17 protein-coding genes and 4 tRNA genes are annotated in these 18,519 nt (G+C 59.3%); 8 read left to right on the top strand and 13 right to left on the bottom strand.

What is annotated here, in order from left to right; translation table 11 throughout:
* Window positions 1–2 precede the first annotated feature (2 nt).
* Complete coding sequence (fliS, locus tag R5R73_RS09155; RefSeq protein WP_322529470.1) at window positions 3–413, bottom strand: flagellar export chaperone FliS; 411 nt, start codon at window positions 411–413, stop codon at window positions 3–5.
* A gap of 15 nt (window positions 414–428) precedes the next feature.
* Entirely contained in the window at window positions 429–1,844 is a 1,416-nt protein-coding gene (fliD, locus tag R5R73_RS09150; RefSeq protein ID WP_322529469.1) for a flagellar filament capping protein FliD, read from the bottom strand.
* A 236-nt stretch (window positions 1,845–2,080) separates the two neighbouring features.
* On the opposite strand from fliD, the gene R5R73_RS09145 reads away from it, so the two are divergent.
* The 7 genes from R5R73_RS09145 (at window position 2,081) to R5R73_RS09115 (ending at window position 6,996) form a co-directional block, all read left to right on the top strand.
* Window positions 2,081–2,581 (top strand): hypothetical protein, encoded by a 501-nt coding sequence (locus tag R5R73_RS09145; protein ID WP_071230186.1) that lies wholly within the window; start codon window positions 2,081–2,083, stop codon window positions 2,579–2,581.
* 71 nt (window positions 2,582–2,652) lie between these two features.
* The gene (locus R5R73_RS09140) at window positions 2,653–3,276 is read left to right on the top strand and encodes a CBS domain-containing protein (RefSeq protein WP_071230185.1); all 624 of its coding nucleotides are present in this window, start codon (window positions 2,653–2,655) and stop codon (window positions 3,274–3,276) included.
* A gap of 6 nt (window positions 3,277–3,282) precedes the next feature.
* Window positions 3,283–4,341 carry an asparaginase gene (locus R5R73_RS09135; protein WP_087718839.1) on the top strand — a complete coding sequence of 353 codons (1,059 nt, stop codon included), beginning with the start codon at window positions 3,283–3,285 and terminating at the stop codon, window positions 4,339–4,341.
* Between the two features lie 70 nt (window positions 4,342–4,411).
* The gene (gene queC / locus R5R73_RS09130; protein ID WP_071230183.1) at window positions 4,412–5,101 is read left to right on the top strand and encodes a 7-cyano-7-deazaguanine synthase QueC; all 690 of its coding nucleotides are present in this window, start codon (window positions 4,412–4,414) and stop codon (window positions 5,099–5,101) included.
* A gap of 126 nt (window positions 5,102–5,227) precedes the next feature.
* Window positions 5,228–5,881, top strand: coding sequence for a 7-carboxy-7-deazaguanine synthase (gene queE / locus R5R73_RS09125; protein ID WP_322529468.1), 654 nt, complete (start codon window positions 5,228–5,230; stop codon window positions 5,879–5,881).
* Entirely contained in the window at window positions 5,881–6,735 is an 855-nt protein-coding gene (locus R5R73_RS09120) for a 6-carboxytetrahydropterin synthase (RefSeq protein ID WP_322529467.1), read from the top strand. Before queE ends, R5R73_RS09120 begins: the two co-directional genes overlap by 1 nt.
* Window positions 6,736–6,744: 9 nt before the next feature.
* Window positions 6,745–6,996, top strand: coding sequence for a YkgJ family cysteine cluster protein (locus tag R5R73_RS09115; RefSeq protein ID WP_322529466.1), 252 nt, complete (start codon window positions 6,745–6,747; stop codon window positions 6,994–6,996).
* Between the two features lie 30 nt (window positions 6,997–7,026).
* On the opposite strand, the gene R5R73_RS09110 is transcribed toward R5R73_RS09115, so the two are convergent.
* The 11 genes from R5R73_RS09110 to R5R73_RS09060 all read right to left on the bottom strand — a co-directional run bounded on the left by R5R73_RS09110 (window position 7,027) and on the right by R5R73_RS09060 (window position 17,400).
* Window positions 7,027–8,031 carry an NADP-dependent oxidoreductase gene (locus R5R73_RS09110; protein WP_322529465.1) on the bottom strand — a complete coding sequence of 335 codons (1,005 nt, stop codon included), beginning with the start codon at window positions 8,029–8,031 and terminating at the stop codon, window positions 7,027–7,029.
* A gap of 120 nt (window positions 8,032–8,151) precedes the next feature.
* On the bottom strand, window positions 8,152–9,975 hold the full coding sequence (locus R5R73_RS09105; protein ID WP_322529464.1) for a SurA N-terminal domain-containing protein: 1,824 nt from the start codon (window positions 9,973–9,975) through the stop codon (window positions 8,152–8,154).
* Between the two features lie 238 nt (window positions 9,976–10,213).
* Window positions 10,214–10,486 (bottom strand): nucleoid-associated protein HU-beta, encoded by a 273-nt coding sequence (gene hupB, locus R5R73_RS09100; protein WP_071230177.1) that lies wholly within the window; start codon window positions 10,484–10,486, stop codon window positions 10,214–10,216.
* Between the two features lie 177 nt (window positions 10,487–10,663).
* Window positions 10,664–13,066, bottom strand: a complete 2,403-nt coding sequence (gene lon / locus R5R73_RS09095) for an endopeptidase La (protein WP_110633059.1) — start codon at window positions 13,064–13,066, stop codon at window positions 10,664–10,666.
* A 197-nt stretch (window positions 13,067–13,263) separates the two neighbouring features.
* Entirely contained in the window at window positions 13,264–14,544 is a 1,281-nt protein-coding gene (gene clpX / locus R5R73_RS09090) for an ATP-dependent Clp protease ATP-binding subunit ClpX (RefSeq protein WP_110633061.1), read from the bottom strand.
* A 63-nt stretch (window positions 14,545–14,607) separates the two neighbouring features.
* Window positions 14,608–15,228 carry an ATP-dependent Clp endopeptidase proteolytic subunit ClpP gene (gene clpP / locus R5R73_RS09085; RefSeq protein WP_071230174.1) on the bottom strand — a complete coding sequence of 207 codons (621 nt, stop codon included), beginning with the start codon at window positions 15,226–15,228 and terminating at the stop codon, window positions 14,608–14,610.
* 84 nt (window positions 15,229–15,312) lie between these two features.
* Window positions 15,313–16,677 carry a trigger factor gene (gene tig, locus R5R73_RS09080; protein ID WP_322529463.1) on the bottom strand — a complete coding sequence of 455 codons (1,365 nt, stop codon included), beginning with the start codon at window positions 16,675–16,677 and terminating at the stop codon, window positions 15,313–15,315.
* 306 nt (window positions 16,678–16,983) lie between these two features.
* Window positions 16,984–17,058, bottom strand: a tRNA-His gene (locus R5R73_RS09075).
* A gap of 22 nt (window positions 17,059–17,080) precedes the next feature.
* Window positions 17,081–17,155: transfer RNA gene (locus R5R73_RS09070), tRNA-His, on the bottom strand.
* Between the two features lie 46 nt (window positions 17,156–17,201).
* A tRNA-Arg gene (locus R5R73_RS09065) sits at window positions 17,202–17,278 on the bottom strand.
* Between the two features lie 45 nt (window positions 17,279–17,323).
* Window positions 17,324–17,400, bottom strand: a tRNA-Pro gene (locus R5R73_RS09060).
* Window positions 17,401–17,647: 247 nt separating this feature from the next.
* On the opposite strand from R5R73_RS09060, the gene folD reads away from it, so the two are divergent.
* Window positions 17,648–18,505 (top strand): bifunctional methylenetetrahydrofolate dehydrogenase/methenyltetrahydrofolate cyclohydrolase FolD, encoded by an 858-nt coding sequence (gene folD, locus R5R73_RS09055; RefSeq protein ID WP_322529462.1) that lies wholly within the window; start codon window positions 17,648–17,650, stop codon window positions 18,503–18,505.
* Window positions 18,506–18,519: the final 14 nt, after the last annotated feature.

The raw sequence follows: 18,519 nt of genomic DNA, 5'->3' as shown, positions 1-18,519 counted from the left end.
GATCATGCTCCTCCAGCCAGCTCGGCCGACGAATGCCGAAGCTCGCGCCAGCCGGAACCGAGATCGTCGAGCAGTGCCGCCGCCTGGTCCAGCTTGGCGACATCGTCACGCAGATTGGCCTGTAACAGCAGTCGTGCAATGTAATCGTAAAGTTGCCCAAGGTTAGCAGCGATATCTCCGCCACGCTCATGGTCCAACGCTGCCGCCAGGCCGCTATTGACGATATCTATCGCCTTGGAGATAGCCGCTCCCTTGGCTGCACGATTGCCATCCTGCATATGCAAACGAGCGCTGTTGATAGCCGCTTGCGCACCATCGAAGAGCATGACGATCAACTGGTGAGGATCTGCGGACATGACCGCCGACTCGACCCCGACCCTGGCATACGCACCGGCACCACGCCTGATATTCATCATTTTATCGCCCTATCACTGATTGGTTTGTGCGCTAAGGGCATCGAATTGCTGAGTCAAGTAACTGCTGGTCGAATTCATCTGTGCCACCAGCGAATCCAGGCTGGCAAATTGCGTTCGGTAACGTTCGACCGTGGCGTCAATCGACTCCTGCATCCGCGTATATCGATCATCCAGACGACTGAGCGTGGTATCGATACCGTCGGTGGCAGTCTGCAGCAGGCCCCCGTCATCGAGAATCGAGCCCATTGTCTCGTCGATATTGGCGACCAGACCATTCTTACCATCGGCACCGGAGAAAAACTGGCTGACGGCATCACTATCGCTCGTAATGGCGTCGCTGAGCTTGTCGTCGTCGACTTTCAGCGTGCCGTCCAACTGACGCTCGATCCCGAGATCCGACAGCATCGAGAACGTACCCTCGCTATCGCTATAGCTGAGAACGCTGCGCAACCGGGATTCGATACTGCGCATGGTCGAGTTGCCCAGCAGTGTCCCTGCGGTATCCGACTCGGAATCGTAGGAGGTCAGATTGTCGGCGGTGCTCTGAAAACTGTTGTAAGCATCGACGAAGGCTTTGACGGCCTTCGTCATCGATTCCGTGTCCTTGGATACGCTGAGTGTCTCGCCATCGGTAACCGAGGCTAGATTGAACGTCACGCCCTGAAGGGCATCTTCGACCGTATTGGACTGACTGGTGATATCGATACCGTTGACCGTCAATTCAGCATTCTGCGATTTAACGGCCTCTTCCATAGTACCACCGGAAGCAGCGGTAAAAGTCGTCGTCTTTTCGCCCGTCGCCTCGTCAGTCGAGACAGCCGTTGTAAACCCAAAGGCCTGATCTAACGCATCCCCGTCGGCTGCCGACTTAACCGACATCACCGAGTCAGTTCCCGTTTCGGTTGACGAAAGCACTAAGCGAGAAGCCGTTCCGTCGTTGATGATCGTGGCGCTCACCCCACCCTTTTTAGCATTGATCGCATCGCGGAGATCCGCCAGGGTGTCGCCATCCGCCACTTCTACGTTGAAGGTATCTTCTCCAACGCTAAAAGTCAGCGTGCCAGACATTTCCAGAGAGTCTTCGAGCCCGTAGCCCTTCGATACTACCGACTGGGACTGCGCTAGCTGCGAAACACTGACCTGATAGCGACCCGCGACCGCATCACCGGTAGTACTGGCCGTCACGGCATCGCCGGTCATCGAATTCTTGACCGCGGTAAACGTCTCGGGATCGCTCAACTTGGTTGCCGCGTCGCGCAACGCGGTCAACGAGCTTTCTAGCGTACCGAAGGCCGACAGTTTGGTCTTGTAACTCTGCTGCTGCGAGACGATCGGCGTGAGCTTTTCCTGCTCTGCGCTTTCCAGGTCATCGAGCAACCCGCTCAGATCCAGACCGGAACCGATACCTAGTGACGATATGGAAGCCATATAACCTCTCTTTGTCTGGCGCAATTTGTAACACGCCGATCACGACAGCAGGCGCCGATTTAGGCGCACTTTAGTATGTTGATTTCCTGATCGGCCGATGATCCGTAAACTTTAGCGCTGGCTGATCTTCTTTTTTCGCTTCGCCGGCGTGGGGAAAGGCGAACCGTGGGTGGTCAGGTAGCCGCCATTTAAGCGATCATAGGCCACCGACCTATTCGCCACTATCCGGAGACAACATGGACGCGAACTCCCTGCATGCCAATTATCGCCTATGGCAGCGTTTTCAGCGCCAGGAACAACTGGGGCGCGAACACCAGGCGGCACTGCGCAAGCTGGCGGATACCGGTGCGATGGCGTCTCGCGTTACCGAAGCCTATCGCAGCATGGCGGATCGCGCCGCGAAAGAGGGAGCGAGCTATCGCACGGTGTTCCAGCGTCAACGTGACAACGGCGACAATTTCGCCTGCGAAGGCTGGTTGTTCGTGCGTCGCGTGCTGGCCGAAGGTGGCACGACGCGAGTTCGCGCCACACTTTTCGAAACCTTCACCCTGGAAGACGGCGATATCACGCCATCCGCGGAGAGCCCCAAAAAGGTCACGCTGGACATTTACGACGAACTCCTGGTCCAGAAGACCATGAAACTGGGTTGCCGTATCGATCGTCAGGACGACGAACGCGATACTCGTTTCATCACTTTCCTGGACAGCGTGCGCGGCGATCTACGTCAGTATCTGTAACGCTTCAATCCAGTTTCGGACCTGACCTCCCAATCTCGATTTCAACATTTTGGCTTGCTGGAGATTTCTCGATGGCCAACACACTTCACCCTTCAAAGGTCCATTTTTCGGCGCTGACCCTGGAAAACCTGGATGGTGTCAGCGGCATTGTACAGCCGGCAACCCAGACGCAATCCGTGACGCTGGAAAGCTCCGCCACCATGCTGGTCACAGATTTCAGCGTCAGTCATCCGTATACCCTGCCTACCGGGAGCTCTATTGCGCAAGCGCTGGAAACGATGAAGCAGGCCGGCGTACGCCTGCTGATGCTGGTCAATGCCAGCGGCAATTTCACCGGCGTGGTCAATGCCCGCGAACTGATTGGCGGGCGTCGCATCACATTGGCGATGCAGAAACACCAGATCGGCCGGGACGAAGTCACCGCAGAGATGATCCAGACCCCTCGCAGCGAGCTGCATTCGCTCTCGTATGCCAAGATCTCCCACGCCAGCGTCGGCGATCTGGTCGAAACGCTGAAGTCTTCGGGTGATCAGCACGTGTTGATTACCGAGCCGGACGGCAGCGGCGGCAGCAGAATTCGCGGCATCATCTCGGCCTCCAATATCAGCCGGGCATTGGGCGTCGACCTTAACCACCCGCCGGAAGCACGTACCTTCTCGTCGATCTGTCAGGTCATCCTGGGCCACGATCTCTAGACAGCCATGTGCCTCACAGCTAACGACCAAGCCCCTCTCCCTATTCTGGTGATTTACACCGGCGGCACCATCGGCATGCGCGACAGCGACCGCGGCCTGGTGGCCGCCGGTAACTTCGGTTCCCGCATGGCGGCAGCGCTGTCGACACTGCCGCCCGACCGACAGGGCAAGCTGCCCCGGTATGCAGTCTGGGAAACACCACGCCCGATCGACTCCAGCAGTGCCACGCCAGCCGACTGGGCTGCGCTGGCACTGCTGATCACCGAGCGATATCAGGATTATGCCGGGTTCGTGGTGCTTCACGGCACCGATACCCTCGCCTGGTGTGCGTCCAGTCTGGCATTTCAGCTTCAAGGCTTGTCCAAACCGGTCATCGTCACGGGTTCGCAGAAGCCACTGGGTATCGAGGGCAGCGACGCACTCGACAATCTGGAAGCCTCGTTGATGTTCGCGACACAAACCGACTTGCGAGAAGTCTGCGTGAGTTTCGCAAATCGCCTGATGCGAGGGTGCCGGACACGAAAATGGTACACTCAGGACGCTCAGGGCTTCGAAAGCCCCAATTGGCCGCTATTGGGCGAAATAGTGGATCACGCCCCGGTCATTTACGCTGCACGCTGCAGTGGCATTCAGGGTGCTCCTCGTTTCGAACTGGCCACCGGCCCGACGCCGGTGGTCGTTCGCCTGACCTTGTGGCCGGGCATTCGTGCTCAGGACGTGGATCGATGGCTGGATGACGACCGCATCCGGGGCGTCGTGATCGAGTGCTGGGGCAGCGGCAATCTGCCGGAAGACGAAGCACTACTCGGTGTTCTGGCCCGCGCCAGCGCGGAAGGCAAGGTGCTGGTCGCCATCAGCCAATGCCCCTTCGGCGGCGTCCATCTCGGCACCTACGCCGCTGGTCGAATACTCGAGGAAATCGGCATTCTGTCCGGCGATGACATGACGCCGGAAGCAGCCCACTGCAAGCTCATTCATCTGCTCGCCCAGGGATCGTCACAAGAGACGCTGAGACAACGCTTTCTAACCCCCCTGGTCGGCGAAAGAGGCGCCTTCGCGACGTGATCGTACGCCGCGTCGGCCGTCCTTCCATCACTTCAAGTTCCAGACAGCTTGCTTGTTATAGGTTGACAGCATGACATCCTCGACTTCCCAGACTACGTCCAGACCGGCCGTCGTGATCTATTCCGGCGGCATGGACTCCTACACGGTCTTGCATAGAGCGTTGCGCGAGGGCCATGACGTCCATGCGCTATCGTTTCACTATGGTCAGCGCCATGCTCGCGAGCTCGATGTCGCTCGCCAGGTATGCAGCGATTTGGGTGTCTCGCACCGAATCGTCGATATCCGTGCCATTCATCAGTTGATCGGCAATTCGGCGCTGACCGACAGCGATCGAGCCATGCCCAAGGCGGACTACGCCGAGGACAATCTGGCCGATACCGTGGTCCCCAATCGCAACATGATTCTGTTGTCTCTGGCGATCGGTCATGCCGTCAATATCGGGGCACCGATCTGTTTCTATGGCGCCCATGGCGGCGATCACGTCCTTTATCCCGACTGTCGCCCGGCTTTCGTCGAACGCATGAACGATGTGGCCGCCATCGCCAACTTCGAGGCCGTCAGGATTGAAGCCCCATATTTGCATAGCGATAAAGCGCAGATTCTTGCCGACGGGATCGAAATGGGCCTGGATTACGCCCAGACCTGGACCTGCTACCTGGGCGAAGCCACCGCTTGCGGCGAATGCGGCAGCTGTCGAGAGCGGCTCGCTGCGTTTGCCAGCCAGGGAAAGACGGACCCACTGCCCTATGCCAAACGCTGATATCCGAATCTCACGACAATCTCGCGACGAGACCTGATGCCAGGCAGGACCTGGCGCCAAAGGTAACGCGTAGAATGTCGTCGACATCCAGTGCGTCGAGTCTGACAGCCCAGAACGGAAACTTGCATGTATAGCGTCAAAGAAGCCTTCTACACCCTGCAGGGGGAAGGCGCCCAAGCCGGTCGCGCCAGTGTTTTCTGCCGTTTTGCCGGTTGCAATCTCTGGTCGGGTCGGGAACGGGACCGTGCCGCCAGCCAGTGCACTTTCTGTGATACCGACTTCGTCGGCACCGATGGCCAGAATGGCGGCCAATTCAACGATGCCGACGGCCTGGCTTCACATCTCGAACAACTCTGGCCGACGCCTGCTCGAGGCGACTTCACGCGTTATGTGGTCTTCACCGGTGGCGAACCTCTGCTGCAACTGGACCCGGCGCTGATCGCTGCCATGCATGCCAGAGGGTTCGAGATCGCCGTCGAGACCAATGGCACGATCCAGGCACCCGAAGGCATCGACTGGATCTGCGTCAGCCCGAAAGGCGACACGGCATTGCGCCAGACCCGAGGCAACGAGCTCAAGCTGGTCTATCCCCAGGCCGGCGTCGATCCCGAAACGTTCTCTGGGCTGAATTTCACTCATTTCTTTCTGCAGCCGATGGATCTTGCGCCAGGCGCCATCGTTACCGATGGCAGCCCGATGGAGGCGACGGTCGAGTACTGCATGCGCCATCCTCAATGGCGACTGTCGCTGCAGACCCACAAGATTGCAGGAATCGATTGATGACCCTGTTCGTGAACAACCTGACCAATATCGACGCCTCGATCTGGTCACCTCAACGCGGCCTGAGCGGCGCCAGCTGGCACGTCGATGTCGAGCTCGACGGCGAACTGGGGGAAGACGGCATGCTGTTCGATTTCGGCGAGGTCAAACCCTGGATCAAGTCACGTCTCGACGCCGGCCTGGACCACACCTTGCTCGTGCCGACCCAGGCGGCGGGCGTCAGGATCGAGGAGTGCAGCGAAGGGCTGCACATGGCGGCGGAACTCCCCTTCCCCTTCGAGGTGCGCGCTCCGCGCCAAGGCTTCACGCTGTTCCCGTGGGGAGAAATCACTGCGGAGCGGCTGGGAGCACATCTCAGTAACGAGCTCAGCAAAAGACCGCCACCTCGCGTCGAGGCGATCCGCATTCGTCTGCGGGAGGAACTGGCCGATGGCGCGATCTATAGCTACAGCCATGGCCTCAAGCACCACAAGGGGAACTGCCAGCGCATCGCCCATGGTCACCGCTCGCACCTGAGAATCTGGCGCAACGGTCAACGTGATCCGGAGCTAGAAGCGTTCTGGGCGCAACGTCTGGACAACGGGTATCTCGTCGACGATGCCGATATCGTCGATCCTCGCCGCAACGATGAGATCATGCGCGTTCGCTACCGCTCCGGCCAAGGGCAGTTTCAGCTCCAGTTGCCGAAAGAGCGCTGTCACATCTTGCCCGCGCCCACGACCGTCGAAAACATCGCGGCCTGGTTGGCCCATCAGATTGCGCAATCCACCGGCGCGCATATCCGGGTGCAGGCATTCGAAGGGATCGACAAGGGTGCGCTCGCCGAGAGCCGCGGTACGACGACGCTGAATTAGGAAGACACGATGAGCTGTCGAGCCGGCTGCGGCGCGTGCTGCATCGCGCCTTCGATCACCTCGCCCATCCCCGGCATGCCCAATGGCAAACCCGCCGGGGAGCGCTGCGTGCAGCTGGACGAAAACAATCTGTGCCGGTTGTTTGGCGATCCTCGGCGTCCGGCCGTCTGCCATCAATTCGAATATGACAGACAGCTATGCAGCGATGATCGCGAACAGGCGCTCAGCATTTTGGCAGAATGGGAGCGCACCACTCGGTAGGCGCCCTCCCCATCGCTGACGTCGTCGGGTTCAGGGGAGGCGGACCAGCATCTTGCCCTCGTTCTCTCCCGAAAAAAGCTTCAGAAAGGCGTCAGGCATCTGCTCCAGGCCCTCGACGACAGTTTCGCGGTAACGGATCGCCTCGCGCTCGACTTCAGGGGCCACCTGCTCCAGGAACGTCTGATAGTGACTCCAATGTTCGCCGACGATGAACCCTTCCATGCGCGCCTTGCGAAACAGCAGCTGGTTGAGATTGCCGGGACCACCCGACGGCCCTGTCGCGTTGTAACGGTCGATCATCCCGCAGATCGCAATGCGGGCATGATCGCGAAGATTGGCGAGCGCCGCCTCCAGCAGAGGGCCTCCCACGTTTTCGTAGTAGATGTCATATCCTTCGGGAGAGGCTTCATGAAGCGCCTGTGACAGCGCGTCGACATCCTTGCCCCGGTAGTTGACTGCCGTGGCGCCCATCGATTCCAGCCACTCGCACTTGGCCGGACTGCCAGCAACGCCGACGACATGGCAATCCGCCGCCTTGGCTAGCTGCACGGCCAACGAGCCCACGGCGCCCGAAGCCGCGCTCACGAGGACACGTTGCCGTGACTGTAACCCGGCAATGAGGTTGAGGCCGGTCCACGCCGTCATGCCCGGCATCCCCAACACGCCGAGGTAAGCCTGTTCCGGCACGTCGAACTTCGGCAGCGGCTCGACCTCTTCTCCGGGCAATTGAGCGACATCCCGCCAACCGGCCATATGTCGAACCCGGTCCCCCTGCTGAAAGTGCGGATGACGGGAGGCGATGACTTCTCCCACGGCGCCACCGGACATAGGCTCGCCAAGCGCATAGGGTTCGACATAAGTCGCAACACCGCTCATCCGGCCACGCATGTAGGGATCCACTGATAGCCAGCGATTGCGGATTCGGACTTCGTTCGGCGCCAGATCCGACAACGCCTCTTCTTTGATGGCGAATTGATTCGGCTGCGGCAATCCATGGGGGATCTCGAGCAGTACGAAGTATCGAGTGACGGTCATGAAAAACCCTCCTGGCCAACGGTAGACATACCGTTCAGCCTAGGAGGGCAACAAAAGTCGGGCAAGGTCGCAGTAACGGTCCGGTGAACCCAGACTAACGCCCTGCTTTGTCTCGATGCGTCAGTGACGCTCGACGTCGGCTTCTTCCTCCAGCGTCTGGCTCAAGCCTTGAATGGCGATCTGGGCTTGCAGCCGCTGCGCCAGGCGTGTCACGAAATCCGCATCGTCCGAACTGGCATCACCCGCCGTGACCGACTCGAGGCCAACGATGGCAACACCGTTCTGGCTTTCAGTCTGCCCCCAGGTAACGGCATCCGCCTGCGGGCGGGAAAGACGGAAAGCTTCCTGCAGAATCGGCGCCGGCACGCTATCGGCATCGCGAGTCACGCTATCGGCCTGCTGCCAGTCGAGCCCCGACACGACATCCCCGTTGCGTAGCGTCGCCAATACCTCTTCCGCTCGCTTCTGCAACTGCTGCCGAGTCTGCTCGGTCTTGACCGCCGCCAGGACCTGGTCGCGAACCTCGTCGAGCGGTAGCGTGCTTGCCTCACGATGGTCCACGACGCGCAGCACGACACGTTGCTGGTCGTCTGTCTCGATGACGTCACTGTTATAGCCATCTTCGAGCACATCCGAGGAAAACGCAGCAGCGGCAGCATCAGGATTGGAAAGCACGCCTTCACCACCGACATCCTGAGAAAACCAGTCGCTGGTCTGAACCGTCAGTCCCATCTCACCGGCAACCGTTGCAAGATCATCTGCCTCATACGCGTCATCGGTCAGCTTCTGCACTCGCTCGTTGAACAGCGACTCGGACTGCTCGAGCTTCACCTGCCGGGTAAGCGCCTCGCGATCCTCCTCGAAAGAAGGAATGTCGATGCCCGTCACCTTGATGAGATGAAGGCCATACTGAGTCTGCACGACCTGGGACACCTGCCCCGGATCGAGCGAGAACGCGGCGTCATCGAAGCTGTCGCCAAAGAATCCTTTCTGGATCGCGCCAAGATCGCCCCCGTCGCCGGCAGACGAGGAATCGTCAGAATACTCACGCGCCAGAGCAGTGAAATCCGCTCCCTGCTCGAGTTGCTGCTGCACTTCGGCAATGCGGTCGCGGGCTTCCTGTTCGGTCCGGTCGTCGCCGAACGTCACCAGAATATGGGAAACCTCACGCGGGGCCCCGGCCTTGGCCTGTTCATAGGCCTGGCGCAGCTGCTCGTCGGTGATCTCGACATCCTTGGCCACGTCCTCCTGGTTCAATACCAGATAGTTGACCTTGACCTGCTCCGGACGAAGAAAATCATCCTGATGCTGGTCATAGTACTGCTGGAGATCGGCATCGCTCGGGGTGACGGGCTGTTCGAGATCCGCGGCGGTCAATGCCGCATAGCGGAACGTCCGCTGCTGCTGCTGCAACGATGCCAATCGCGCCTTTTCCGATGGCAACAGGAAGGCTGACGCCGCGAGCCCCTGCTGGACCTGCCGGCGCAGCGTGTCTGCGCGCAGTTCGCGACGGAAGGAGGCAGGCGTGTAACCGGCCTGCGCCAGTCGATTGGTGAATAGTTCGTCGGAGAAGCGACCATCCTGATCCTGGAATTCGGGCAGCGAGACGATCAATCGATCCAGCTGACTATCCGAGATATGAAGCCCGCCCTCGCTCGCGTATTGGTCCAGCGTACGCTGACGAATCAGCTGATCGAGCACCTGACCGCGAAACTGCCGCTCCTGTTCGGGCGGCACTTGCCCCGAACGAATGCCGCGCTGCACTTGCGTTTCGACCGCTTGACGACTGATGGATTCACCATTGACCGTCGCCGCATCGTTGCTACCTGCCGAGAAGTAACTGACCAGGGATTCCGCGCCGAAAAGCGCGAACGTCACAATGATGGCCCCCACGATGACTTTTGCCACCCACCCTTGGGAGCCCTCACGAATTCGTTGCAGCATGCTGTCCTCGCATGTCGATTACCCATGTGTCGCGCGCGTATCGTACACCGCCATGCCACCACGGCGCATCCGTGCACGAACACTGGCTATCCTTTCTGCAAAAGGTTCGCTCTTGCAGCACGACAATAAAAAAGCGCATCGCTGAGGCGATGCGCTTATGTTTTGCGGACTCTCACCGACTGGAAAACCTAAGTCTTCCATGGACGCCGGAACATCGGCCCGCGCGACGGAGCGAAACTCAGTTCACCGCGTCTTTGAGCGCCTTGCCTGCCTTGAAGCTCGGCACCTTGGCAGCGCTAATCTCGATCGGCTTGCCAGTCTGCGGGTTACGGCCAGTACGCGCTGCGCGCTCTTTCACCGCAAAAGTCCCGAACCCTACCAGTGCTACAGAGTCACCCTTCTTCAGGCTGTCTGACACGGACTCGATCATCGCGTCGAGAGCGCGTGTTGCAGCCGCCTTGGGAATATCGGCAGACGCAGCAATGGCTTCAATCAGCTCGGATTTATTCACACTTCACCCCTTGACTGTATACGAAATTAACAGGACATCGATGCGCAATCAGAGACGCGATCACGATTTCAACAAGTGGGCATTTTATAGCAATGCCGAGTTTCTGCTGTCAATCGAGATCATCAGAAAAACCGCGTCATATCGGGCTTGGCGCACGAAATTTACGCATCGATGAGATCAATGTGTGCTGACATTGGTTTGCGAAGAAGCTACATCTTCGGCGAGCTTGTCATCGTCGTCGACATGGTTCGTCAATGCCGTTGACAACACGTCATCAATCCACTTCACCGAACGAATGTCCAATGCATTCTTGATGTTCTCGGGCACCTCTTTGAGGTCCCGACGATTCTCTTCCGGTATGAGTACGGTCTTTATACCACCGCGCCGTGCAGCCAGCAATTTCTCCTTGAGCCCGCCGATCGGCATGACTTCGCCACGCAGATTGACTTCGCCGGTCATTGCCACGTCACAGCGTACGGGCCGCCCGGTATAGGCCGACACCATGGCCGTTACCATGCCGATGCCTGCGCTCGGGCCATCCTTCGGCGTGGCGCCCTCGGGAACATGGATATGCAGGTCTTCCTTTTCGAAGCGCTCGGGGTCGATACCGAACTGGCGCGCTCTCGCCCGCACCACGGTGTGAGCGGCACTGACGGACTCCTTCATGACGTCGCCCAGTGAGCCAGTCTTGTTGACCCGCCCCTTGCCCGGCGTCACGACAGACTCGATGTACAGCAGTTCGCCGCCGACCGAAGTCCAGGCCAGCCCGGTGACACGGCCGACCTGATGCTCCTGATCCGCCAGGCCATAGCTATAGCGGCGCACGCCAGCGTAGCGTTCGATATCATCCGCCGACAGAGTCTGCCCGGCCTGGGCGCCCTGGCCTTTTTCCGTTTCCAGACGTTCACGAAGCACCTTGCGGCAGACCTTGGCGACCTGGCGCTCGAGTTCACGCACCCCGGCTTCGCGGGAGTAATAGCGGATCAGCTCGAGCACGGACTCGTCGCTGAACGTCAGTTCGCCTTCCTTGAGCCCGTTCGCCTTGAGCTGCTTGGGAACCAGGTAGCGCTTGGCGATGGCGAGCTTCTCGTCCTCGGTATACCCCGGCAGACGAATGACTTCCATACGGTCCAGCAACGGACCGGGAATGTTCATCGAATTGGCCGTACAGAGGAACATCACGTCCGACAGATCGTAATCGAGCTCGAGATAATGATCGTTGAACTTGTCGTTCTGCTCGGGATCCAGCACTTCCAGCAGCGCAGAGGAAGGATCTCCACGATGATCCATGCCGATCTTGTCGACTTCATCGAGCAGGAACAGCGGATTGCGTACTCCCGCCTTGCTCATGCGCTGAATCAGCTTACCCGGCAGCGAGCCGATGTAAGTGCGCCGGTGACCGCGGATCTCGGATTCATCACGCACGCCACCCAATGCCAGGCGTACGTAGCGCCGGTTGGTGGCGCGCGCAATCGACTGGCCCAGTGATGTCTTGCCTACGCCGGGCGGGCCGACAAGACACAGCACCGGCCCCTTGAGCTTCTTGACCCGCTTTTGTACGGCAAGATACTCAAGAATGCGTTCCTTGACTTCTTCCAGGCCATAATGATCCTCGTCCAGCACCTTGGCAGCGTGCGGCAGGTCATGCTTCACCCGAGTCCGCTTTTTCCATGGCACGGACAGGACCCAATCCAGATACGAGCGGACGACGGTCGCCTCGGCAGAGGTGGGCGACATCATCTTGAGTTTGCCGAGCTCCTGAGTAGCCTTGTCGACGGCTTCCTGGGGCATCCCGGCTTCCTTGATGCGCTGCTCGTACTTTTCCGCCTCGTTGGGCACGTTCTCGAGCTCGCCCATCTCTTTCTGGATGGCCTTCATCTGCTCATTGAGATAGTACTCGCGCTGAGACTTCTCCATCTGGTCCTTGACCCGCGACCGGATGCGTTTCTCGACCTGCAGCAGATCGATCTCGGACTCGATCAGCGCCATCAGGTGTTCGACCCGATCGCGCACACGATCCATCTCGAGCAGCTCCTGCTTGTCATCGATCTTCAATGACAGGTGCGCACAGATCGTGTCGACGAGCCGGCTGGGATCTTCGATCTCCTGCAGCGAAGAGAGAACCTCGCCAGGCACCTTCTTGGACAGCTTGACGTACTGCTCGAACTGATTGAGCAGCACGCGAACCAGAGACTCCTGCTCACGTTCGCTCAGCGGCTCACTATCCCGCGCCACTGCCTGCGCGCTGATGAAGCCGTCCTCGTCCTGCGAAACCTCCTGGATATCGGCCCGGAAGCTCCCTTCGATAAGCACCTTGACCGTACCGTCGGGAAGCTTGAGCAGCTGCATGATATCGGCCACCGTGCCGATACTGAAAAGATCGTCGACACCGGGGTCGTCATGAGCCGCCTCACGCTGCGCGACCAATAGCACGCGCTTGTCGTGCTCCATCGCGGTTTCCAGCGCCCGGATCGATTTTTCCCGCCCCACGAACAGTGGTATGACCATCTGCGGATAGACTACCACGTCACGTAGCGGCAAGAGCGGAAGCGTCAATGTCTGGTCAGAGCTCTGCGCCATTACAGCATTTCCTCGACAAACTTTCGGATGGGTGAGCCACCAGAGCGGCAATATCAATATGAAAGGTACGTGGGGGCGTCATCAGCCAGATACAAGTAGCATCCGATAGACTAGCGAATCCCTGAAAGACCGAATCCATAAAAAAGGGGGCCATCAGGCCCCCTCGCTAGATAGCTGAACGGAACGACACGTCCCGATCACCCGTCTTTATTGACGACACGACTCTCTTCCTGCTTGGAGTAGATCAGCAGCGGTTCGCTATCACCGGTAATGACTGAGCTGTCGATCACGACCTTGGTGACGCCGTCGAGCGACGGCACGTCGTACATCGTCTCCAGCAGTACCGATTCCAGAATCGAACGTAGCCCACGCGCGCCCGTCTTGCGTTCCATGGCCTTGTGCGCCACGGCCCGCAAGGCATCTTCACGGAAGTCCAGCTCCACCCCTTCCATCTCGAACAGGTGCGCATACTGCTTGACCAGCGAGTTCTTGGGCTCGGTCAGGATCTGGACCAGCGCATCTTCGGTCAGTTCGGTCAACGTCGCGATCACCGGCAAGCGTCCGACGAACTCGGGAATCAGCCCGAACTTGACGAGATCCTCGGGCTCGACGTCGGCAAGGACATCACCGACACCCTTGTTGCTTTCCTTGCTCTTCACCGCAGCATTGAAACCAATTCCGCCCTTCTCGGCACGGTCACGAATCACCTTGTCCAGGCCAGCGAAGGCGCCGCCGACGATGAACAGGATATTGCCGGTGTCGACTTGCAGGAATTCCTGCTGCGGATGCTTGCGGCCGCCCTGCGGTGGAACGGAAGCCGTCGTCCCTTCGATCAGCTTGAGCAGCGCCTGCTGCACGCCTTCACCGGATACGTCACGCGTGATGGAGGGATTGTCCGACTTGCGCGAAATCTTGTCGATCTCGTCGATGTAGACGATGCCGCGCTGGGCCTTCTCGACGTCGTAGTCACATTTCTGCAGCAACTTCTGGATGATGTTTTCGACATCCTCGCCCACGTAGCCCGCTTCGGTGAGCGTCGTGGCGTCTGCGATCGTGAACGGCACATTGAGCAGGCGCGCCAGCGTTTCCGCCAGCAGCGTCTTGCCGCTGCCCGTCGGGCCAATCAGCAGGATGTTGGACTTGCCCAGCTCGATGCCGTCGCTCTTGCCACCACTGCGTAGACGCTTGTAGTGATTGTAGACCGCAACGGACAACACCATCTTGGCGCGATCCTGGCCAATCACATAGTCGTCGAGCGTATTACGAATCTCTCGGGGTACGGGAAGACGGTCTTCATCGCTCTCGGCGTCGGCTTCCAGAACCTCCTCGCGAATGATGTCATTGCAGAGATCGACACACTCGTCACAGATGTAGACAGACGGGCCTGCGATGAGCTTGCGCACTTCGTTCTGGTTCTTGCCGCAGAACGAGCAGTACAGCAGCTTGCCGTTGTCGTCTTTGCCTTTACCGTCGGCCATTCGTGTACCTCGTCAGGACGACGGCGCAGCACGCCGTCGTGTGAAACCTTGACTCAAACGCTATCAGGATACCGGACGCTTATCCAGCACGGCGTCGATCAGGCCGTATTCGACGGCCTGACTACCATCCATGAAGTTGTCACGGTCGGTGTCCTGAGCGATCTTGTCGATATCCTGACCCGTGTGGTTCGCCAGGATGCGATTCAGCTTCTGGCGAATGGTCAGGATTTCACGGGTGTGGATCTCGATGTCCGCTGCCTGCCCCTGATAACCCCCAAGCGGCTGGTGGATCATCATGCGCGAATGCGGCAGGCAGAAGCGCTTGTCCTTCGCGCCGCCAGCCAGCAACAGCGCGCCCATGCTGGCCGCCTGGCCGATACAGACCGTCGAGACATCCGGCTTGATGAACTGCATGGTGTCATAAATGGACATGCCCGCCGTCACTGAACCACCCGGCGAGTTGATATAGAGATGAATATCCTTGTCAGGATTTTCGGACTCCAGGAACAGCAGCTGTGCCACGACCAGGTTGGCCATGTAGTCCTCGACCGGGCCGACCAGGAAGATGACACGCTCTTTGAGCAGACGAGAGTAGATATCGTACGACCGCTCGCCGCGCGCACTCTGCTCCACCACCATCGGGACCAGGCCGCCAGCATTACTGATGTCGAACTCGTTACGCATCGCGATTTCCTTACAGCTGGTGATTGTCAGGCCCATCGACTAGCGGCCCGGCTTCGGCCGGGCCGCTCGCTTACCAAGCACCCATCATGCTTTGGAATCGCTTTCCTCGGCCTCGTCTTCTTCAGCTTCTTCAGCCGATTGCTCGGCCTGTTGAGCCGCCTGAAGCACTTGCTCGTAGCTCATGCTGACGTCGTTAACCTGGGCCTGCTCGAGAAGCTTGTCAACGGCCTTGTCTTCCAGCACCGCCGACTTGATCTGCCCTTTGAGCTCGTCGTTCTGCATGTACTGCTCGACGGCCTGCTCGGGCTGCTGATACTGAGATGCCAACTCTTCGGCGCGAGCACGGATCTCGTCGTCGCTGGCGTCCAGCTCGTGTTGCTTGATGACTTCCGCCAGCAGCAGACCGACCTTGACGCGAGTACGGGCCTGGTCGGCGAACAGCTCGTTGGGCAACTGGCTGACATCGAAGTCTTCGCCAAGACCGAACTGCTGAGCCGCCTGACGCTTGAGCCCCTCGGTCTCCTGGTCGACCAGTGACTGGGGCACGGTGACGTCATTGGCTTTCTGCAGCGCATCGAGAGCCTGCTGCTTGACGCGATTCTGCGCGGCCTGCTTGACCTCGCGCTCCATGTTGCTCTTGATCTCGGCACGGAACTTTTCGGCATCGCCGTCTTCCACACCGAATTCCTTGATGAAGTCGGCATCGACTTCCGGCAGCGCCTTGGCGGAGACTTCATGAACCGTCACCTTGAAGGTCGCTTCCTGACCCGCCAGATGTTCGGCCTGGTAATCTTCCGGGAAGGTCACGCTGATGCGCTTCTCTTCACCAGCCTTGGCACCGATCAGCTGTTCTTCGAAGCCGGGGATGAAACGGTTGGACCCCAGCTCGAGCTCATGCCCTTCGGCGGCGCCACCTTCGAACGGCTCGTCGCCCAGGAATCCCTGGAAATCGATCTTGACCTGATCGCCATTTTCCGCCGCGCGCTCAACCGGCTGGAACTTGGCCCGCTGACCGCGCAGCGTTTCGATCATGGTGTCGATATCGGCGTCCGTGATTTCTGTCTTGGGACGCTCCACGACCGTACCGTCGATGCTCTTCAGTTCGATCTCGGGATAGACTTCCAGCGTGGCAACGAACTCCAGATCCTTGCCGGTCTGATCGACCTTGGGCTCGATCGACGGATAGCCTGCAGGGTTCAGGCTCTGCTCGGTAATCGCCCGCACGTAGTGTTGACGCATGAGCTCACTGACGACTTCGTTGCGCACGTCTTGACCGTAGCGCTGACGCACGACCGCCATCGGGATCTTCCCTTGACGAAAGCCATTCAGACGAACGCGCTTGGCGGTGTCTTGCAGGCGAGCAGCAACGGCCTCGTCAACCTCGGCTGCCGGAACCTGAACAGTGATGCGACGTTCGATCTGGGATGTCGTCTCAACGGAAACTTGCATAGATGATCCTCTACCGACGGGGGCGTTCTGTGATTGCAACTCAAAAACCAGGCTTCAAAACTGTCATTTCAAAGCGCTCATTTCTAAACAGGGGGCGATTTTATGAATCCCCATGCCTACTGGCAAGCAGACTAGGGCGGTAAATGGTGCCAATCGGGACGAAATACAAGCCCGAAGCCATAAATATCGACTTAAGGCTAACCTGACACGCATCTCGAACATCGAACCACAACATTCGACAGAGATGGCGACGCGCAGTAAAAGAGAGGCAGTACCGAAAAGAAAGGACTATCACCGAGGAAGAAATGGGGTGGATGATGGGGATCGAACCCACGACCACCGGAGCCACAATCCGGGGCTCTACCACTGAGCTACACCCACCATTTCTCAAAGCTGATCGGCATGGGGTGGATGATGGGGATCGAACCCACGACCACCGGAGCCACAATCCGGGGCTCTACCACTGAGCTACACCCACCATACCGATTTTCGCATCGACCGGGACCACATCACCAGGTAACGAGTGGCGCGCCCAGCAGGACTCGAACCTGCAACCTACGGCTTAGAAGGCCGTTGCTCTATCCGGTTGAGCTATAGGCGCATTCCAACACCGGCTGCATTTTCACCGACACGAGCGGTATCATCATGGTCGGGGTAGAGGGATTTGAACCCCCGACATCCTGCTCCCAAAGCAGGCGCGCTACCAGACTGCGCTATACCCCGTTTGATGCCATTCGTGCCCGATGACTCTACGAGCCCCTCGATGCGCTGCGTATTCTACGGATCCTTTCTGTCGGGTCAAGCCCTTACGTGCACTTAACCTCGATTGCATCTCGCAGCGCAGCATCAAAAAAATGCCGCAAATGGCACTGACGCCCCGTCGCGCGTTGACTGCATCTCTGGGCGTGCGAAAATTGCCGCCCTCAGTCGGCCTTCCGCCGACCCCCTCAGCACTCAGAAAGGAAAGTCGATGACCGCTCAGTTGATCGATGGCAAGGCCATTGCCGGCTCAATCCGCAATCGAGTGAAAGTCGACGTGGAACATCGAACCCAGCGCGGGCTGCGTCGCCCGGGGTTGGCCGTCATACTGATCGGCCACGATCCGGCCTCGGAGGTCTACGTCAGCCACAAGCACCGAGCCTGCGAGAACGCCGGCATTCTCTCCTTCAGCCACCGGCTCGAGACCACCACGACGCAGCAGGACCTGGAAGCGCTGATCGATCGCCTGAACGCCGACCCTGCCGTCGACGGCATCCTTCTACAGCTTCCGCTACCCGCACATCTCGATGCCAACCCCTTGCTCGAGCGCATTCGTCCGGACAAGGATGTCGACGGCTTTCATCCGTACAACCTGGGCCGCCTGGCGCAGCGGTTGCCGCTGCTGCGCCCCTGCACGCCCAAGGGCATCATCACGCTGCTCGAACAGAGCGGGATCCCGCTCCGGGGGCTGGACGCCACCATCGTCGGCGCTTCCAATATCGTCGGCCGGCCGATGGCGCTGGAACTGCTGCTTGCCGGCTGTACCACCACGATCTGTCATCGATTCACTCAGGGGCTGGAAGACAAGGTCCGACAGGCCGATCTGCTGGTGGTTGCTACCGGCAAGCCCGGCCTGATCGATGGCAACTGGGTCAAGTCCGGCGCCATTGTCATCGATGTCGGCATCAACCGTCGGGAAGACGGCACCCTGGTGGGCGATGTCGATTTCGACACCGCAGCCGAGCGCGCCAGCTGGATCACCCCGGTGCCCGGCGGTGTCGGACCGATGACGGTTGCCACCTTGCTGCAGAACACCCTGCAAGCGGCCGAGCTTCACGATGCACAATGACGCACCGACGACAC

The sequence above is a fragment of the Salinicola sp. LHM genome (assembly GCF_034479735.1).
Taxonomy (GTDB): Bacteria; Pseudomonadota; Gammaproteobacteria; order Pseudomonadales; family Halomonadaceae; genus Salinicola; species Salinicola salarius.
The sequence above is the reverse complement of the archived record's forward strand: the minus strand, read 5'-3'. Positions and strand labels throughout refer to the sequence as shown.